The organism is Anabaena sp. CCY 0017, from assembly GCF_963920885.1.
In the GTDB taxonomy this organism is placed as follows: Bacteria; Cyanobacteriota; Cyanobacteriia; order Cyanobacteriales; family Nostocaceae; genus Nodularia.
The window spans coordinates 1-17,275 of the sequence record NZ_CAWUDG010000046.1; the positions used below are offsets into that span (position 1 = coordinate 1).

General features: G+C 41.8%; 14 protein-coding genes. 11 read left to right on the forward strand and 3 right to left on the reverse strand.

The window, feature by feature from the left end; all coding sequences use genetic code 11:
- The 4 genes from ACM0OW_RS24810 to ACM0OW_RS24825 all read left to right on the forward strand — a co-directional run.
- Positions 1-784, forward strand: a 784-nt coding sequence (locus ACM0OW_RS24810; RefSeq protein WP_414553254.1) for a hypothetical protein, incomplete at its 5' end; no start/stop codon positions are given.
- Positions 777-923, forward strand: a complete 147-nt coding sequence (locus ACM0OW_RS24815) for a hypothetical protein (protein ID WP_414553256.1) — start codon at positions 777-779, stop codon at positions 921-923. The genes ACM0OW_RS24810 and ACM0OW_RS24815, both read left to right, overlap by 8 nt.
- Before the next feature lie 105 nt (positions 924-1,028).
- Complete coding sequence (locus ACM0OW_RS24820) at positions 1,029-1,550, forward strand: pentapeptide repeat-containing protein (RefSeq protein WP_414553257.1); 522 nt, start codon at positions 1,029-1,031, stop codon at positions 1,548-1,550.
- Positions 1,551-1,737: 187 nt separating this feature from the next.
- The gene (locus tag ACM0OW_RS24825) at positions 1,738-2,070 is read left to right on the forward strand and encodes a hypothetical protein (protein ID WP_414553259.1); all 333 of its coding nucleotides are present in this window, start codon (positions 1,738-1,740) and stop codon (positions 2,068-2,070) included.
- 48 nt (positions 2,071-2,118) lie between these two features.
- On the opposite strand, the gene ACM0OW_RS24830 is transcribed toward ACM0OW_RS24825, so the two are convergent.
- On the reverse strand, positions 2,119-2,832 hold the full coding sequence (locus ACM0OW_RS24830; RefSeq protein WP_414553261.1) for a response regulator: 714 nt from the start codon (positions 2,830-2,832) through the stop codon (positions 2,119-2,121).
- A gap of 440 nt (positions 2,833-3,272) precedes the next feature.
- Between ACM0OW_RS24830 and ACM0OW_RS24835 the strand changes: the two genes are divergently transcribed.
- Together ACM0OW_RS24835 and ACM0OW_RS24840 are read left to right on the forward strand one after the other, a co-directional pair.
- A complete protein-coding gene (locus ACM0OW_RS24835) occupies positions 3,273-4,397 on the forward strand; it encodes a sensor histidine kinase (protein WP_414553263.1) in 1,125 nt (374 codons plus the stop codon).
- Between the two features lie 487 nt (positions 4,398-4,884).
- The gene (locus tag ACM0OW_RS24840) at positions 4,885-8,259 is read left to right on the forward strand and encodes a hypothetical protein (protein ID WP_414553264.1); all 3,375 of its coding nucleotides are present in this window, start codon (positions 4,885-4,887) and stop codon (positions 8,257-8,259) included.
- A gap of 22 nt (positions 8,260-8,281) precedes the next feature.
- Here the strand turns inward: ACM0OW_RS24840 and ACM0OW_RS24845 are convergent, their stop codons facing one another.
- Complete coding sequence (locus tag ACM0OW_RS24845) at positions 8,282-8,665, reverse strand: hypothetical protein (protein WP_414553266.1); 384 nt, start codon at positions 8,663-8,665, stop codon at positions 8,282-8,284.
- Entirely contained in the window at positions 8,662-9,204 is a 543-nt protein-coding gene (locus ACM0OW_RS24850) for a hypothetical protein (RefSeq protein ID WP_414553268.1), read from the reverse strand. The genes ACM0OW_RS24845 and ACM0OW_RS24850 overlap by 4 nt, the downstream gene beginning before the upstream one ends.
- A 14-nt stretch (positions 9,205-9,218) precedes the next feature.
- Here ACM0OW_RS24850 and ACM0OW_RS24855 point away from each other — a divergent pair, with 14 nt between their 5' ends.
- The 5 genes from ACM0OW_RS24855 to ACM0OW_RS24875 all read left to right on the forward strand — a co-directional run bounded on the left by ACM0OW_RS24855 (position 9,219) and on the right by ACM0OW_RS24875 (position 17,241).
- The gene (locus tag ACM0OW_RS24855) at positions 9,219-9,947 is read left to right on the forward strand and encodes a hypothetical protein (RefSeq protein WP_414553270.1); all 729 of its coding nucleotides are present in this window, start codon (positions 9,219-9,221) and stop codon (positions 9,945-9,947) included.
- A gap of 77 nt (positions 9,948-10,024) precedes the next feature.
- Positions 10,025-10,762, forward strand: a complete 738-nt coding sequence (locus ACM0OW_RS24860) for a hypothetical protein (RefSeq protein WP_414553272.1) — start codon at positions 10,025-10,027, stop codon at positions 10,760-10,762.
- Positions 10,763-10,911: 149 nt separating this feature from the next.
- Positions 10,912-12,954, forward strand: coding sequence for a hypothetical protein (locus ACM0OW_RS24865; protein WP_414553273.1), 2,043 nt, complete (start codon positions 10,912-10,914; stop codon positions 12,952-12,954).
- Positions 12,955-13,195: 241 nt separating this feature from the next.
- The gene (locus ACM0OW_RS24870; RefSeq protein WP_414553275.1) at positions 13,196-13,756 is read left to right on the forward strand and encodes a hypothetical protein; all 561 of its coding nucleotides are present in this window, start codon (positions 13,196-13,198) and stop codon (positions 13,754-13,756) included.
- A 431-nt stretch (positions 13,757-14,187) separates the two neighbouring features.
- Positions 14,188-17,241 carry a hypothetical protein gene (locus ACM0OW_RS24875; RefSeq protein ID WP_414553277.1) on the forward strand — a complete coding sequence of 1,018 codons (3,054 nt, stop codon included), beginning with the start codon at positions 14,188-14,190 and terminating at the stop codon, positions 17,239-17,241.
- The last annotated feature ends 34 nt before the right edge of the window (positions 17,242-17,275 follow it).

The following is a 17,275-nucleotide window of genomic DNA, read 5'->3' on the forward strand; positions in this document are numbered from 1 at the left end:
TATTAGCGATCGCTTGTTTTTTGTCCAAACTCACAAAATCGCGTTGCTCCCAATTAAGACTAATTGTACCGCAGTTATCTCTGGCGAGATTTTACGAGCGATTTTAACAGATCCTCCCCGAAAATCTCCCGCCATTTCCGCAGAACTGCTATTTTTGGATGGCATTTACATTTTACACCACCGAGATCAAGAAAATCCCGATGCCCATGTGTACAAATTTATCTCGCCCGCAGCTTTGAGAACTGCCTTCAGCCATGAACCAATTGATACAGGCTGGATGGAACCAGGAATTGTGCGCTGGGGTACGGGCAGTACAGACACATATTTAGTAAAATTTATCCCACCTGCCATTTATACAATTAACTGCGACCAACTCGGTGATTTAACGGTTACTCTACCTGCAATGGTGTTTGCAGGCAAAAAATTCAAGTATTGGGTTTGGGCAATTAAAGACAAAGAATTTACTCCTCAAGCACCAGCTTTTCATGTGCCGTTACCCAATATCTACAGTTCTGGACAAGTGTGCTGGGGAGTAAATGAACCACCTGCTGCCAATAGTGTATCTATTAACCAAGCTTGGAATTTGTTTATTTCCAGTGTTTTCACTAACCATTTCACCATAAATAAATCACACAAATATCGTAAAGATGTTCGCCAGCAGCTTTTAAAACTGCACAAAAGATACAGACGTTCAACCTATCCTGTCTCTGACCTTATGCCTATCGGCAATCAGAAAAGCGTTGCTATGCTTGTGCAGGAAATCCTCAATAAACCCATTGATTGAAAGTATTATTGGTTACAAAATTGTCACAACTTCATCTCTGCCAACACACACCAGCAGTGGACTAGAGTACCTTTATGCTGGAAATGGTATCTTTGCTAGAGCCAAAGGAGTCGAATTGGGTGATTTGGGCTTCGGCTAGTTGTCCTGTGGGGAGGTCGGTGATTTGGAGGGTGATGTTGAAGGTGGGGTCGAATAGATTTAGTAGGTTATCTTTATATGTGTTGGTTAATACCGAGGTATATAGATGAGTATAACTGCTGAGGAATTGTTGCAGCGATACGCTGCCGGGGAGAGAGATTTCACCGAGATTCAGTTGGCTGACACGAATTTGAGGGAAATTGATTTGAGCGGAGCCAATTTGAGTAGAGCCAATTTGAGAGGAAGCAATTTGTATGGTGCTAATTTGAGAGGAGTTAACCTGAGTGAAGCCAATTTGTGGCTCGCTACCTTGCACTCCGCTGACTTGAGTGGATCTAATCTCAGAGGTGCTATTCTGAGGGATACTACTTTCGATTACGGCTATCTTAGAGGTGCTATTCTCGAAAGAGCAGATTTGCGAAATGCATCCTTGTCGGAAGTCGATTTGAGTGGAGCCAATTTCGAGGGGGCTAATCTCAGAAATGCTTCTTTGCTCGGTGCTGGTCTCATTAAAACCAACTTTAGGAATGCTGACTTGCAAGGAGTCAATATGGCAGAAGCCGTCTTGGAAGGAGCCAATTTCGAGGGGGCTAATCTCGATGGAGCTGTCTATGAGGATGACATTTGAAGTTGCAAGCAATGGTGCAGATATAGAGGTTAGTAGCGGACTACTGTCATCTATCTCGATAATGTCTTGAATTTCTTCGGACACATTTGATAGGAAATTTGCTCAAGTCCTTCAGTACAACAATCATCGTCCTACCCCTGATATTTGGCATTTGGATTGCGGTAACTCCCAGCGTAGTGGTCAAGTATTGTTAGGTTCGCACCTATCAACCAATCCCAATGACTACCATTTTGCAACCTTGGGCTGCTTGCGTTTACCAGCCCCAAGCATACAGCAACCTGAGCTATTAATTGCACAACCAGAAGAGTTGGCAGACAACAACTTGTCCTGTGAACAACTAGCTTTAATCAACAGTCAGTCTTTGAGTATTAACCAGCGAGTTGCATCTGAGGCGTTTGATTATTTGTTACAGTTGACAACGGGAAAATTACGGCGATTTGCGACTTATTTTGATTTAGAGAGTGGTAGCGGAAAATCGCTGTACACAACGCAAGCTTCTATTATTGAAGCAATTCTTTAATTACAGCACGGCTTAAATAACACAACCATTTGAAATCAAAGAACGACTTCAATTCAGTAAACCAGCTCGTAATGCCAAGACAGCTGCCTGAGTGCGATCGCTTGCACAAAGTTTGTTCAACACACCCCGCACATATACTTTCACAGTTCCCAAGCTGATATAAAGTTTATTGGCAATCTCTTGATTCGTATAGCCTTGGACAATTAACTCCAATACTTGCAGTTCCCGATCTGTGAGTGGGTCTGCTTCCAGAATAGTTGCTTGCTCTGGGTCGATAGCAGAGATAGTCACTGTTTGAGCAGCATTTGGTTGAACCATAGCCGATTGACGAGTATGCTTGAGAATAATTCGAGCGATCGCCGGATCAATCCACGACTGACCTTCATAAGTCACATATAACGCCTCTAGCAATAACTCAAATTTAATCGTTTTCACACAATAGGAGTCTGCACCAGCTGCAAACGCTGCCAGGACGGTTTGATCTTGGGCAAAGGAAGTCAGCATAATTACTTTAGTCTGTGCGGCTAATTCTGACTCTAGAGATTTACGAAACTGCTGCACCAGCGATATCCCGTCTTGATCCGGTAAGCCAATATCCACAATCGCTATATCTGGTTTCGTACTTTGCAGCAGTTTCAACCCATTTTTAGCTGTAGCTTCATCACCTACAACTTGAATACCTTCTTGCTCGTTGAGAGAACTACGCATCCCAATTCGCGTTAAGTTGTGGTCTTCAATAATTACGACTCGGATATTTCCCATAATTCACAGCTTGGTAATTAAACTTTTTTCATTGTCGAATATGGTTAAAAACAACGGATTACTCCATTGGACGAAAATTTTGAGCTATTCAGCCAAAATGTAGCTATTGAGATCCAAAGCCACATTTCAATGTTCTTAACCTAAAAACTGCTGTAAAAAATCTTCCCAAAGTATTAAAACAATATAAAACTACTGGGGTTAAACTAAAGTCTACACAACTTATACTAACCTATGTCTGCAACCACGCCCATAGGAGGATGTAACTTTTGCCTAACTGACAATTTTAGCTGCAAGTCATAAGCGAATTAACTACAAAACAAAGGGAAGCAACACGATTTTGTGGTCAGCATGGCAATGAAAATCCCACTTTTGCCCCGAAATTTAGCTGAATTACTGCTTTCTCCTCGTCTGACAAGGGTATTGTTTCACAGAGGCGTTTAATGAATACATTCTCTTGCGATACAACTTTAGAAGCCAGAAAACCCAGTATTTTGCTAGTGGATGACTCAGCCGACAGTCTCCGCTTACTGCAAATCACCTTGAAGTTGAAGGGATATAACGTCACCGTTGCCGAGAGTGGTGCGGAAGCATTAATGCAAATTACCAAATCTCCTCCCGACTTAGTAATATTAGATGTGTTGATGCCGGATATGGATGGCTATGAAGTCACACAAGAAATTAAGCGAAACTCAAATATACCTTTCATTCCAATTTTACTGGTAACAGGCTCGGAAAAATCAAATGTTGTCAAAGGTTTAGATGCAGGTGCTGATGAATTTATTCGCAAACCAGTAGGTAAGGATGAATTACTAGCCAGAGTCAGAGCCTTGCTGAGACTAAAACACAGCATGGACGAACAGCTACTTCTTTGTCAACGACGCGAGGATTTTGTCACCCACTTGACTCACGACTTACGAACTCCGTTGATAGCAGCTGACCAATGCCTGAACTTGTTACAAAGAGGTGTTTTTGGTGATACTTTATCAGCAATGAAGGAATCTTTAGAACACATGGCTCAGAGTAACCAAACTTTGTTGTCAATGGTCGATACTTTGTTAGAAGTTTATCAGTATGAAGCTGGATGCAAAACTTTGGATTTCTTTGTGGTTGATTTGTGGGAGTTGTGTCAGCAGGTAGTACAGGAACTCATGACTTTGGCTGAAATCAAACAATTAACTCTGCAAGCTGTATTGGCAGAGGGTATTGAAACATCTGCGGTGAGAATAAGAGGCGATCGCTTGGAACTCCGCCGACTGCTGACTAACTTAATTGGTAACGCTATTCGCTTCACTGATACTGGTTCGGTAAAAATTCGTCTCAATTCCACTTGTAAAGGGGTAACAATTGAAGTAGAAGACACGGGCATTGGCATGAATCACGCAGAACAATTACACTTATTTGAGCGCTTTCGACAAGGCAAGCATCAGCGTCGAGGAAACGGTTTAGGATTATATTTGTCACGTCAAATCATAACAGCCCATCAGGGAATTATCTTGGTTTCATCTATTACGGGACAAGGCAGTATTTTCACAGTTTACTTACCTGGACAAACAGCTTGTTGCTGATGAGTTAATCAGTCCATACTCCTCTTATTTGATTATCAACGACGCACAAACCACTTGAAAAATTATTTCTGGTTTTTATTCTTGGTTGGTAGAAAACAAAGCTTGTGCTGCCAATTTTTCATGAGAATAATTCTCTAATGCCTCAGAGATAGGCACTCTAGGTATTTACTGTGATCACTCTCGTTTTCGGTCGCATCGGTCGCAATGTGACTCAAAACAATGATTCGCTGCTCTCAGTTTTACACTGGTGGCCATTCATCTCACCATCAACCCTTGCGGATGTGACGGGAGTCCTCTAGCTACATTGGGAATAGAAAACCGTTTTTAACCAAGTTGTAAAAATATCCACTTGGATAATTGCGTATAAGCTGATTTTATAGCAAGTTAAAAAAGAGTACAGCAATTTACGATGTCTGCGGCTGCGAAAAATCCTGTTGACTAAACAAATAATCTCACGCTTTCTAGGCAAGCGCTCACAAATTTGGCAATGGATCTGACTACTAGAGTCTTAGAAGGTTCTGGTCTGAGCATACCTATCTTTGATGGGTCTTATAATAACGGCAAGGGCAGATATTTATCTGAACCAGAGATTGTCAAAAATTCCTTGCTAGAACAGATGTTTCCCGCCGAAGATTTACCATCTCTACTATTGGTGAAAATTGATGGTAAAACTCCAGATGCGAATCAGTTAAAAAACAGAACATTTGCAGATGGCATCCCACGTAAGTTAGCTTTTAATTCTGGCAATAATTATTACTTTGCTGATGATTCACTGCGAAAGAAAATTAGACGATTATTCGCTACAGAACCGGATACTGCTTGTCGCTATGGTTCTTTATTAGTCAGTAATTGCTACAAAGCCGCAGAAACATTTACAGGGTTACGCGTAAAAATCGTGGACTTTAAAGATCCACAATACGCTGACTACAAAACCGGAGACTGTCATGGTAAAATTTCTCCTCGACTCGCCAAACAACTAGGGGGAGAACGCAATTGTCCGCTGCAATTTCGGTTTGCCTGGATGAAATGTTGGGCTAACGCTGATGACTCGCAATGTCCAAAAAGCAGCTTTTTGTCTAAAGGCACTTTCTTACCTGATGCCCAGTTGACTGATGCTGAGGGCTACGACATCATTATGGATCGTTCCTCAATTAAAGGCATTAAAAAATCGCATCTAAAAAGTTTAATTCCTTGTGGTGACTATGAATTTCCTCAAGCGGTGATTGGTAATCGAGGTAATGCCAAAGCTACCAGCTACGATAATAGTTGGCAATTCACCATTTGGTACTCAGAAGCCGCAGTCAAACAAGATTTAAGTCCACCTACTGAGAACAAGGCTAGAGAACTAGCCCAATTGCAGAGTCATCCCTTGGAATTGGCAAAATACATTATTCAAGAATATGACAAACAACAGCGAGCGCAACCAGAGCAATCAGAAGAAGCTGTTGACCAAATTGAAGGTAACACTAATAACCAAGCACAGGAATCGCGCTGGATTTCTCTACTCCGCAGCGATAAATATGGGCAATTGATTGAAACCCCCAAATTTTGGAAATTTGCGACAGATTACATTGCTAACCGATGGCGTGACCTAGCAATTAAGAGTGGATACAGCCATAATTCTGGTATGGCTATGCCGTGCGATCGCCTAACTCGTGGGACAATTTGTGTACCCCATCTACCAGAAGGAGATGTAATTCTCACCCGTTACCCCATCGTCAACTCAGACAACATTCGCCTCTACCAAAATATCCACGAGCCAAAATTAAAAAAAACTCGCAACGTAGTTTGGATTCACCCCAAAGATGCCGAAGAATACCACCAAGCCGATTTTGACGGGGATCAATTAATGGTCAGTCCTGCCAGTAAACTGCCTAACATTGCCAGTGAAACTCTGCGCGCAGGTGAACCAGGACGATTTGAGCCAGTTAAACAACGTCCCAAGCTGGCATATACGGAAATCACAGATGAGGAAGGCAACTTAAAATACCGGAGCTTGTCTCAAATTGCTGCTGTGGTCAACCAAAATAAAGTGGGCTTGGTGGCGACCAACATTGGACGTGTGCAGTCCTCAATGCCTCATGAGGGGGAAAATCCTCAGCGATTTGCCCGCCGTCAGGGAAAGTTGCTCAATCGATTATTTCAGGCGCTGCAAGTAGAAGTAGACTCGCCCAAAAGTGCCGAAAGACTGGAGGACATCACAGAAATTGATGGTGCGAATTTATTAGCCAATGCGAAACAATGGTCAGAATCTCATCCCAGTTACTTTTTTGACTTTAAAAAAGATGAACGGCTTTATCGCTCCTTTGCTATGCCTGCGGATGCTCCCGGCTCAATTAATGTCATTGCCAGAGAAGTAGTCAATCCCTTGTGGGAACCAACACGCATTCGCAGCCGAGACAGACATGAATTTCGCTATTTATTTCCCAAGGAGACATTATCTGTAGATGCCTTGGAATGGGCAGAAGAATTGAAAACCAGATTTCAGGAAGCTAGAGATGAAATTAAGGAACGGGTGGGAGATGACAGAGATGCTTTTAATGAGGAACTAGGGAAACTCTACGAAAGCTATCGGGCGGAAATTGATGAATTGTTTCTCACACCAGAAGAAAGGTTTGCAGGCGCGGCGGCACTATGGCATACACAACACACTCGTCCAGAAATAGATAGACATCGCAAAGACTGTTTGCAATTAGCCGCAGACATGGAAATTACTTTTGCGTTTGAGCAAGATTATCAACTTCCCAGTGCTGCATTACCACAAGATACTTATGTTTTGAGTGTTCCTTTTGGGGCAGGTGCTATTAAATGGAAGCAATCTTTAGAGCAAAAAGCAATTAAATTTGATGCTACTATTCATCCTCAATTACCTGTGATTGAATTTGCTTTCAAGGATTTATCGCCTAAATTAGTTGAGAAATTAACAGTTAAATTTGGTGACAATGTTAATGATTTTGATGAATTGGATATCCCCAAAGATTTAAGAATTATCCCACCAGCCGATCACAATTGGGCAGAATCACGTCATGATTCCGGTGTGGGTGCTTTGGCATATAACTTGTTTACTGAGGAAGTCTGTGAGCAACTTCAGAATTTTCAGTTTGATGAGATTAAGGTATTGGGGATCAAATACAATGATTTTGCCCATGAAGACTTTGCTAGTAAGCAGTGGAAAAAGCATAGCGTGACTTTGGAAGTAGGAATTTTTGAGTTACCTGAATCACATCCAGAATTTTATCGTTACAACGGGACACCAATATTACAGATTGATGGTAAAAATTTAGGCACTTTTGCACCTGATAGTCCGAAGCTGCCGATTGGTGCAACATTTGCTGCTACTCTCAAACCAGATGGTTCTAGTATTATCCTCAAGGTTAGTCCAGAATCGATACATTTGCCAGAGGTAGTATTACCAGAATCGGAAGCTGAGGTGGATACGGTTGGACAATTTGGAAGTCTCAACCTGGATGTTTGGCGTAAAGAAATGTTTGAAAATTTGGTAGGAGCTATTGCTATTACCTACGCACAGCGACAGGCTAATCAATCTACAACTAATGAAATTGAGCAGTTCAAAATTGGCGAACGGTGGACAGCTTATGTGCAGTCTAGTGGTGATTTTATTGTGCGGAATCAGGATAAGCGAACGATTTGTCGAGGGAATATGCACACGGGTGAGGAGATATTTCTGCTTTCAGAAGCAGCCGCAAGTGAATTAGAGGAGATGATTTTAGAGAGGAAGCGATTATCAGCTAATATATCCTCTCAGCAATCTTTGTACTCAACCCAGGGAGCGGTCAGTAGTAAACAGGAGATATTAAATAATAGAACCCACAGTCGCAGTCAGAATATAGAATTGAGTTGATGGTATCAATCATGGTTAATTCCTAACTGAAAATCTGAAGATTAGCTTCATCAAATACCATACCTCGACGGGCAAAATATTTATGAATGTTCATTTGCACAAATAAATCTTTGAGTTCGTCTGCAATTTCAGTTGGTGGATTTCCTGATAAAGCAACAGCAATTAGACGTTCTGCACTTTGAATTTCACCACAATCAATGGCTAGGGTGGCAGCACTACGATACAATATTGAACGGGTAGGTTCTGCTGCCAAATCACCTGCTATTAATTCTGCTGCTAATCGTTCTTTTTCAAATGCTTGTCGGGATAATTGAGCAGCTAAATCTAAGTTATTTCTAAGTTTAGCAACTTGTGCCATTTCGGCTAAATCCATAGCTTGTTGATGTAACTCTTGAATCTGACTCATTTTTTTACTATGAAAGCTAAAGGGTTACTGAATTCAACAACCACGATGTAAGCTGGGAGTGTACCATCTGTGGGGCTGACTTGCTCAAGTTTCTGTTTAATTCTAGCTTTAATTCGGCTGTCGTTGCCTTTACGGATGCCAGAAACTTCTAACCTCACTGCGTTTTGAAATGGTAGTTCATTTTTATCACCTTTTTTACCTAACCAATAATCAAATCCTGTTCCTCTGCGAGAGCGTTCGATAACTGTATAGTCTGTAAGTTCTTGTATAATTAAAAAAGCAATTCCATAGGCTGCCTGTTCTGTAGTATATTCGCTATCGTTCCAACAGCGCAGCATTTGCTCTGTTACGTCTTGCCAATATAGTTTAAAAACAGAGGTAAACTCTCCTTTGACTGTAAGTTCTATCCCCTGAATATAACCTTGATTGTTTAAACAGACAGCACAGGCTTCTGCTAATGTTGCACCAAAGGCGGGAGTGATAGCGGGTAATCCTTGTTGAAGTTTGGTAATTACTAATTCTTTCGAGTTTGAAGTCATCCTTTGCTGTAGCTATGAAAAAAGAAAAAGTTCAAGAAATGATCGGTTTATCACTCGGCTTACTAGTATTCGGGATTGTTTTTATCTTCACCGGTTGCGGGATAGGAGATTTGATAAATGTATATGATCCTATTACTATGGAACCCAAAAAGTGGACTCCATACAATATGTATATCATGAATAGTGATTCAAGTCGTGAAAATAAAATTCGCTTGCTAAATGCTTTTTATAAAGTGTTTCCTGGCTCTAAAAGGTTAAGAATTACTAATGAGGATGTCCTTAAAAAAACTGATGCGTATTGTAGTGCGAAACAATCTGGCTACAGTAAGGCACAAATGGATAAGTTAATTGAGAAACAGATAGAACTTATACTTAGTCACCCTGAGTTAGATACTGTAGCGGAAGAAGTAAGCTTAAGATTAAAAACTATTTATGCTTTATCTGATGAGTATATTTGTCCCCATGATTCTTTAAGTGGATCATTTAATGATACTCAAGCTGTGGAACTCTACCTAACAGATGTTAACCAAAGAGGTTTCGATGAAAGCGTTATTAATGAAGAAGGTAAAGCTGACTTAGATAGAACAATTCTCTTGGCTGGTCGAACTGCCTGTGAAGAAATTAAACAATATGGTTATCAAAAAGCACTTGAACAAAAACTAAAAGCATTTTCTTCTGATGAGAATATAAATGTTATATACACTTCAGCTTATAAGTATTTATGTCACAAAACAAATAAATAGTAATACTTATTGCTACTTATTTTAAGATTTCCGAAAAAATTAGATAAGACCAAATTAATTAGTTAAAATCAATTGTTATGATTAGAATAATAAAATGGGTATTGCGAATATTGGCAGGGTTCTTTTTATTTGCAGCCCTTGGTGGTCTTTTTCTTTACTTTCAAGGAAAGCTCAACAATGTGACGATAGCAGGAACTTTTGCTGCTCTTTTTGGTGTGTTCTTAAACGAGTCATCGAAGATAGCAGACAAGCAAACACAGCGTTCTAAATTTTTTCTTGAGCAGTCAATTGCAGGCTTTGAGCATACTGTTAATCTTTTGAATGATAGAAATAATGATCGGATTAAGTGGATTTCGGCAGCTAGAATACTTCAGCAATCCTTAAAGCTTTCCAAAAGGATTACAGAGAACGAACACAAAAGTATTTTGCAAATTCAGATGGATCAATATCGTCATCAACTATGGGAAATTTTAAATCCAGATAATGAACGGATTAATCCTGCATTTTTTTACGGAGTTAACGATTCCAGTTTGGATATTCAGGAAGCAGCAAAACAATCCAGCCTTCCTACAGATGGAGAGCCAAAGGATAGATTATCTTCTGTACATAGCTTGTCAGAAAAATCGCTGTTTGAAATTTGGAGTTTTATGGAATTTTCAGAAAATTATGCAGATCCACTTCATAATACTTTTTGTCAGGATCAGATCGAGAGTTTACGGTTACAGCACCCACCTTTGTACGAGTACCTAAAACATAAGCAGAAGTATCACTCAGCAGCAGGTAAGCTTCACAAATTACTCGATAAAGAAGAATAAAAAGGGCTAATCAAGCCAGTTACCTGTCGCTCAACTAGCAACTGACGTTAATAGCCAACTGGATAACAGATAAATAGCCAATAGGTATATGCCATCTTATACAAAGCCTTGTTACCTTAACTGCTAAGGCAATCAGCTTTGAGTACACAATGGCTACCAAAACACTGACCAAACTCAAGCGCAAACAAAGTTCTCAAACTCGCTCCTGGGAAAACCTCACAGACCGCCGTAAACTCCGCCATATTGAAAACACACTGGATAAAGCGATAGCTTCGCTCGCCGTAGGCATCGCATCCTCAATTCAAGATGATGCTATCCAGTCTCACGAAGACTTTAAAACCTGTGTAGAAAATTATAGCCAGGAATCAGGGAAAGCCCCCATCACAGTAGAACTCTGCGTAGGAGGTGACGATGATCAAGAGATTAGAGGCTATCGCTTCTACCTCACCAGTGATCCTGGACACAGAACCAGTGGCAAATACCTAATCAAAAACCTGGAAGGAATCACCAGCAAGGATGAAAACTATTTCACTCCTTCTAACATTGCGGAAATCTGCGGTTTTGCTGAGACCGAACTTGATGATCTCGATGATGAATTAGAAGATGACTTGCTCGATTTAGATGAAGAAAATGAAGAACTAGATGATATTGACGACGAATTGGACGACCTGTTGAATGAAGATTTCAACACTGAACTTGATGAACTTGATGATTTAGATCAAGAAGACGAGCCATCAATTAGTTCTGTTCGCGCCAGCCAAACTAAAACTTCAGCCAAAACATCAACAAAAACCCAAAGTAAATCCCCACCAAAAGCACAAGCTAAAACTCAGGAGAGAGCGAAAACCAATAAATCGGCAACTAAAAACTCCCAATCCAGAGAACCTTTAGACGAAGCTTCCCGTTTAAGTGCTACAGCAGCCACCAATGGACGAGAAGTAAATGGGGTGAATGTAGTTGGACTAGCAGGACAACTGGGAACTCTAGGAATCGCAGTGGGACAGGGTGTTTTGGAGCAACTAGCAGCCGAAGCTGATGCAAAAAGACTCCAGCGCATTCTCAAAGAACTGCAACGACAAAATGACCGCGTAGATCATATATCCAGTCGCTTGCAAGCAGCCAATCCAGACTCATCCCAGTCTCAAAAGTCTGAAAATAATCCAACTATATCTGAAGAACCAACCGCAAACAATCCATTGGCTGTAGCTGCTACCAAAATCGGCTCCAAAGTAGACAATATTGGTGTCAAACTCGACCCCAAATACCAATCTCAGCCATTTAAATTAGATAAGGATGCCACTGTCAGCGAACAACTTGACCAAATTGAAGCATACCTGAAACTTCTTGACAAACGACTTGACCGTTTAGAAAAGGCAATTGGCCGATTAGAAAAACAGATGGCAACACAACAAAGCCAGGCTGACGTTGAGCCAGATGTTGAAGAAAATACTGTTCTACCTAATTCTACCAGCCAACCACCAGCAGAAGTTGACATTTTAAAAAATTTAGAGCAACGCCAAGGGCATCAACAACAAGTTGCTTGTGCCGATGCTTTGGTGGGATTTGCTCAGGTTGCTAGTGAGTTATTTGAGAAATCTGCCGAAGATGGTATTGCCATTTCTAGTAATAAAACTTTATGGGTAGAAACACAAAACAAACAGGTAGCCATCGCTTTAGAAAATACCCAAGGTGAAACACTGTTTGCGGCGACTCGGACTTGTGGAGAATGGGCGATCGCGCAAGATAATCTGAGTGCTGATGAAAAAACTGGCATTTGTAAATTGCCACAATCGAAAGCAGAATATGCCCACAAAGCCAGCGCTCAAGCATTAATTGACAAATTTCAAGAACAACTACCTCAGCGATTTAACAGCAATGGCGAATCGAGCTTCACCTGGACGGAAAAGGGTAAAACCAAGTACGAGTTTGAAATGCTCAAATTGCCCAATGGCACACAGCTACTTCAAGGATTTAACCCTAATCGCAACGATGAACAAGTGCTGGATGCTGTTTTAGTGCCGGGACAACCTCCAGAGATTTTACAGTGCAGCATCCCCCAACGCGAGATGGAAGCCTTACTGAATAACCAGCAATCAACTCGCTCTACTCCAGATGTCGATGAGCAAGACACTGGAAAACAACGCCAGAAGCAAACTAAAACCAAAGTCAAAAAACCAGAAATGCAAGTTTAAATCAATCAACTAATCAATTCAAAATTCAAAATTCAAAATTAAAGACAGTTAGTGGAGGTAAAAAATCAAAATTATTAATTCACTAAAAGGTCAGTACCATCTCTCAATGGCGCAAGAATTGGGCTACCAAAATGGTTTTTTAATCAATGAACTATTCCAGGTATTTGTAATTATGAATCACCAGAAGTTTCCAAGTTCTCAATTGAAAATGCAACCATCTCGCAATTCTTATTCTAAAATTATGAACACCACAAAAAGCAACCGCACCGACTTACTCTTCATTTTACTATGTCTGGCGATGGCGATTTATTTGTTGGTTACAAAACCCATATTTGTGACGATTTTGGGATGTGCCAGTATAGTCTTTTTGGGTATTGGCTATGTCATGCGTACAGTACCAATTTTAGAAAAATACTTAGGGAGAAAAATCCGTTTTTGGCACATTGTTGCGGTTATCATCACTATCACCGCGTTACTCGACACCTTTGCCACTCCAGCCCATGCTATTTTCTTAAACGGGTTGGAAAACTTCTTCATCAATCTAGCTCAACAAAGTTCACAAGCCGGAGGTGCTTCTACAGCCACCCTAGATGCCAACGTTGTAGGCTTGACATTTAACCTGATCCGAGGTTCGTTCTTGTTGCTAGTTGCGGCGGCTTCTCTATTTGCTTACAACCAAGCCCAGCAAGGTAATGACTGGCGACCAATTGTGACTCAAGTTGGTCTGGCTTTTGCTATTGTTATCGCCATCGATGTAATCACTTTCATCTTTATCGGTAACGGCACAGGAGTAATCACCTAGTACAACACCTGTTTGCCGTTAATTTTACCTGTTCGAGTTATCAGTCAGCAATGCCATCTCAATCTGTTTCTTTGATTTGTGGCGCGATACCTGACTGTAGCCAGTATTTGCGTAGTGTTTACCGAAGCTGTGACGCAAGTATATAAGTATAGGACAATATGCGCTAAGTCCTGCGGACACGCTACGCGATCGCCCATCGCTCAATCCGCCAAAGACATCGCACTTCCGAAATAGTGATTTATATCATGTCCGCCTAATTAATTATCATTCTGTGCAAAATTCTCTTTCCCCCTGCTCCCCTGCAACCTTAATGATAAGTCTTTCACCGGACACGATGTTAGCCCCCGAATCGCACACACCTGACAAAATCGCACTGCGCCCCCACCTCAAAAGTAATTGTCATTGAACAAACGCCAAAGAATCAGACAAACATGGCACAAGACAATCAAGAATTCATCAAAGTTAACCGGATTCTAGGTAAGCAAGCCAGCATTGGGCCAATTCCCTCAGAACAATTAGTTCCTTGGATTGCCATCATTATAGTTTGCTATGTTGCCACCAATGGTTTCCTCAGCTTGGGTATGGGTTGGTTTTTCGCCACCTCGTTTTGGCTAATTGTCAGTTGGTGGATATTAACAGGCAACCAACCCCATGAATTTTTAGATCGATGGCGTAACCCACCAGGGACAGAATGGTGCAACGGTAACAGCATTTACATCTCACCAATTCCCCAATATCGACCACCTTGGATGCGTCGGCGCTACGAAGACTCGCAAGTGCGAATCCGACTTAAACCACTGATTGTACCGAAACAGTATGGAGGCAACAGTAAATTTATGCCCTTCCAAAATGAGGTAAATATCTGTTGTATTGCAGAGATAAAAAAGGATGAGCGTGAAGTAGCTGCCCTGTTGTTAGATAAAGGCAAATCTCAGTATCAACTCGTGTTTGGGTTTCGCATCGCTGGACTACATGATCTACTAAATGAAAATGAAGTCAGTGAATTTGCCCACTCGATAGAAGAAGGTTTAAAAGAACTACCCATCGGTGAAAAAATCACCTTTTGTACTGGCTGTTATAGTGATGATCCTGAGTCACCCATCTTAGGGACAAACTCCGCCCCAGGAATTTCTCGCCAAACTCAACTCACTTCCCTCGCAGACAATTGCCAAATCAAACCAGTTTCAGTATTGTTTCGCAATGAGCAATTGCGCGTAGAACAACTTCAATCAGCAGGTTCTCGCCAAACCTGGAGCCAAATTGCTTTTTGTACTTGGACGAGTGAAGCTGATTCCAGCCACCAACAGAACGACTTTGTAGGCGGATTGATTGCCAAATTCAGCCAATTTGGTACTTGGACAGTCGAAAAGATTACAGGAAACAAGCGCCTTTACCAAGAAATATTTTTCAAAAAGCTGTTACTGCAAGGATTTCAGCAAGGATTCATCCAGTGGGAATTGCTACTGAATACCAAAATTGGTTTAGAGGTCACGCCTTGTAATGCGACAGATTTGTGGCAAGTCTGCTGGAATCGGTTTAATCAAGGTACAGCCCCGCCTATTCCCCAAGTAATTACACTGAAGGAGACGGAAACGGGACTGGAATTAACGGAAACCGTAACCACAGATAAGCACATTTGTACGCTGCTGATTGAAGGACAACAAGGACGTTCTGCTTGTCCCGAACATCGGGGAGATCATGACCGAGTTTACTTGACTGGGAAGGACAAGGTGTGTGGAGTCATGGTGGTAACAGATCCCCCCGTGGGTTGGTCTAATACCCAAGACCAGCTCAAGTGGATTTGGAAAATCCTCGCTTCTAGCTACGTCCATGATACAGAAGCATGGATTGAAATTAGCCGCAGCAATGACTTTTTCATCCAAGATAATCTGGCACGTCAGGCGAAACAATCGAAGACAGCCCGGAGTTTAGCTATCACCAAAGGACAGGGCAGGGATATTGGAGCAGAACTCAAACAAGAGGAATCCTTTGAAGCTCAACGACGACTTTATCAAGGCACGAAAGCGCTACACTGTGCGCCGATATTTTTGGTTTATCGCCACAGCACCCAAGAGTTAACCCACGCTTGCAACTTGTTGGCGAACAGTTTTGAAACTGCCAAAGTAATTCGAGAGCGGAATATTGCCTGGGAAATTTGGCTCCAAACTCTGCCAATTACCTGTAAATGGTTGCTACATGGAGGCAATCTCAGTGAACGCAGGATGACGTTGGATACTCATACTGTTGCCGGGATCATGCCTCTCACTGTTCCCAAGGACATTGACCAACAAGGTGTCGAATTTCTGACCAGCCGTGGTGGTAAGCCGATTTATGTTGATTTATTTCACCAACAAATTGGACGGGCTTTGATTACAGGTACTTCCGGCTCAGGCAAGAGTGTTTTGGGTTGGCGGTTTGCTTTAGAGGCATTAGCTAACAATATCCCCGTGGTGGGGATGGATATCTCTGCTGGTGGTCATAGTACTTTCAAAACGGCGATTGAGCTTTTGGGGGAGCAAGGAGCATATTATGATATTTCCAGTGGTAGTAGCAACCTCATGGAACCGCCAGACTTGCGCCGGTTTGACAAGTTGGAACGGGAACGACGCATGGAATCTTGGAAGGATTTTATTCGCAAAGCATTAACAGCGATCGCAATGGGTAAAGTCCAAAATCCTCATTTGGCACAACGGGTTGATGCTTTACTGGTAAAAGCGTTGGATATATTTATCCGAGACTCAGATATTGTGGCTCGCTATAACCAAGCATTTGATCAGGGTTGGCTTTCACCACAATGGCAGCAGATACCGACGTTACCAGATTTCGTCAAGTTTTGCACCAGAGAGCGTTTAAATCTGCGGTCTTTTGAAGACATTGACCGGCAGGCACTTAACCAAATTCACAGTCAAGTTAGTGCTTTGTTAGCATCTCGATTGGGAAAGGCGATCGCACGTCCCAGCACATTTTCCCCAGCCCCAGCCATTAAATTCTTTGCCCTGAGTGGATTAAGCAACGAACAGGATGCTTACTTGATGGCGATTAATGCCCATACTGCCTGTATTCGTAACGCTTTATCCCACCCCAAGAGTTTGTTCATTGGTGATGAGCTTTCAGTGCTTTTACGTAAAGAAGGTTTTGCACAAGTTATCGGCGAAACTTGCGCCACAGGCAGAAAAGAAGGTATTGCCGTGATCCTACTGTCCCAAGACCCAGACACCATTTGTGAATGTGCAACAGGCGCTCAAATCATGCAAAACATGACTTACAGAATTACGGGACGGATTACCAGTAGCGGTGTTGCTTCTTTCCAACGCTATTTGGGCTATCCCGTCAATATGATTACTCATAATGCCACTGATGCGTTTTTGCCTCGTATCAGTGACCTTTATTCCTGTTGGCTCGTAGAAACAGGTGGGAGATTTTGGCGTACCCGTTTTTACCCTGGAGAATTAATGCTTGCTACTTGTAGCGAACTGCAAACATAAATCGTTAAAACTGCAAACAAGCCATTTTTGAAAC

Coding starts and splice junctions, on each gene's coding strand:
- ACM0OW_RS24820 (WP_414553257.1), top strand. CDS start 1,029: ATGAGTATAACTGCTGAGGAATTGTTGCAGCGATACGCTGCCGGGGAG.
- ACM0OW_RS24830 (WP_414553261.1), bottom strand. CDS start 2,832: ATGGGAAATATCCGAGTCGTAATTATTGAAGACCACAACTTAACGCGA.
- ACM0OW_RS24835 (WP_414553263.1), top strand. CDS start 3,273: ATGAATACATTCTCTTGCGATACAACTTTAGAAGCCAGAAAACCCAGT.
- ACM0OW_RS24840 (WP_414553264.1), top strand. CDS start 4,885: ATGGATCTGACTACTAGAGTCTTAGAAGGTTCTGGTCTGAGCATACCT.
- ACM0OW_RS24845 (WP_414553266.1), bottom strand. CDS start 8,665: ATGAGTCAGATTCAAGAGTTACATCAACAAGCTATGGATTTAGCCGAA.
- ACM0OW_RS24850 (WP_414553268.1), bottom strand. CDS start 9,204: ATGACTTCAAACTCGAAAGAATTAGTAATTACCAAACTTCAACAAGGA.
- ACM0OW_RS24855 (WP_414553270.1), top strand. CDS start 9,219: ATGAAAAAAGAAAAAGTTCAAGAAATGATCGGTTTATCACTCGGCTTA.
- ACM0OW_RS24860 (WP_414553272.1), top strand. CDS start 10,025: ATGATTAGAATAATAAAATGGGTATTGCGAATATTGGCAGGGTTCTTT.
- ACM0OW_RS24865 (WP_414553273.1), top strand. CDS start 10,912: ATGGCTACCAAAACACTGACCAAACTCAAGCGCAAACAAAGTTCTCAA.
- ACM0OW_RS24870 (WP_414553275.1), top strand. CDS start 13,196: ATGAACACCACAAAAAGCAACCGCACCGACTTACTCTTCATTTTACTA.
- ACM0OW_RS24875 (WP_414553277.1), top strand. CDS start 14,188: ATGGCACAAGACAATCAAGAATTCATCAAAGTTAACCGGATTCTAGGT.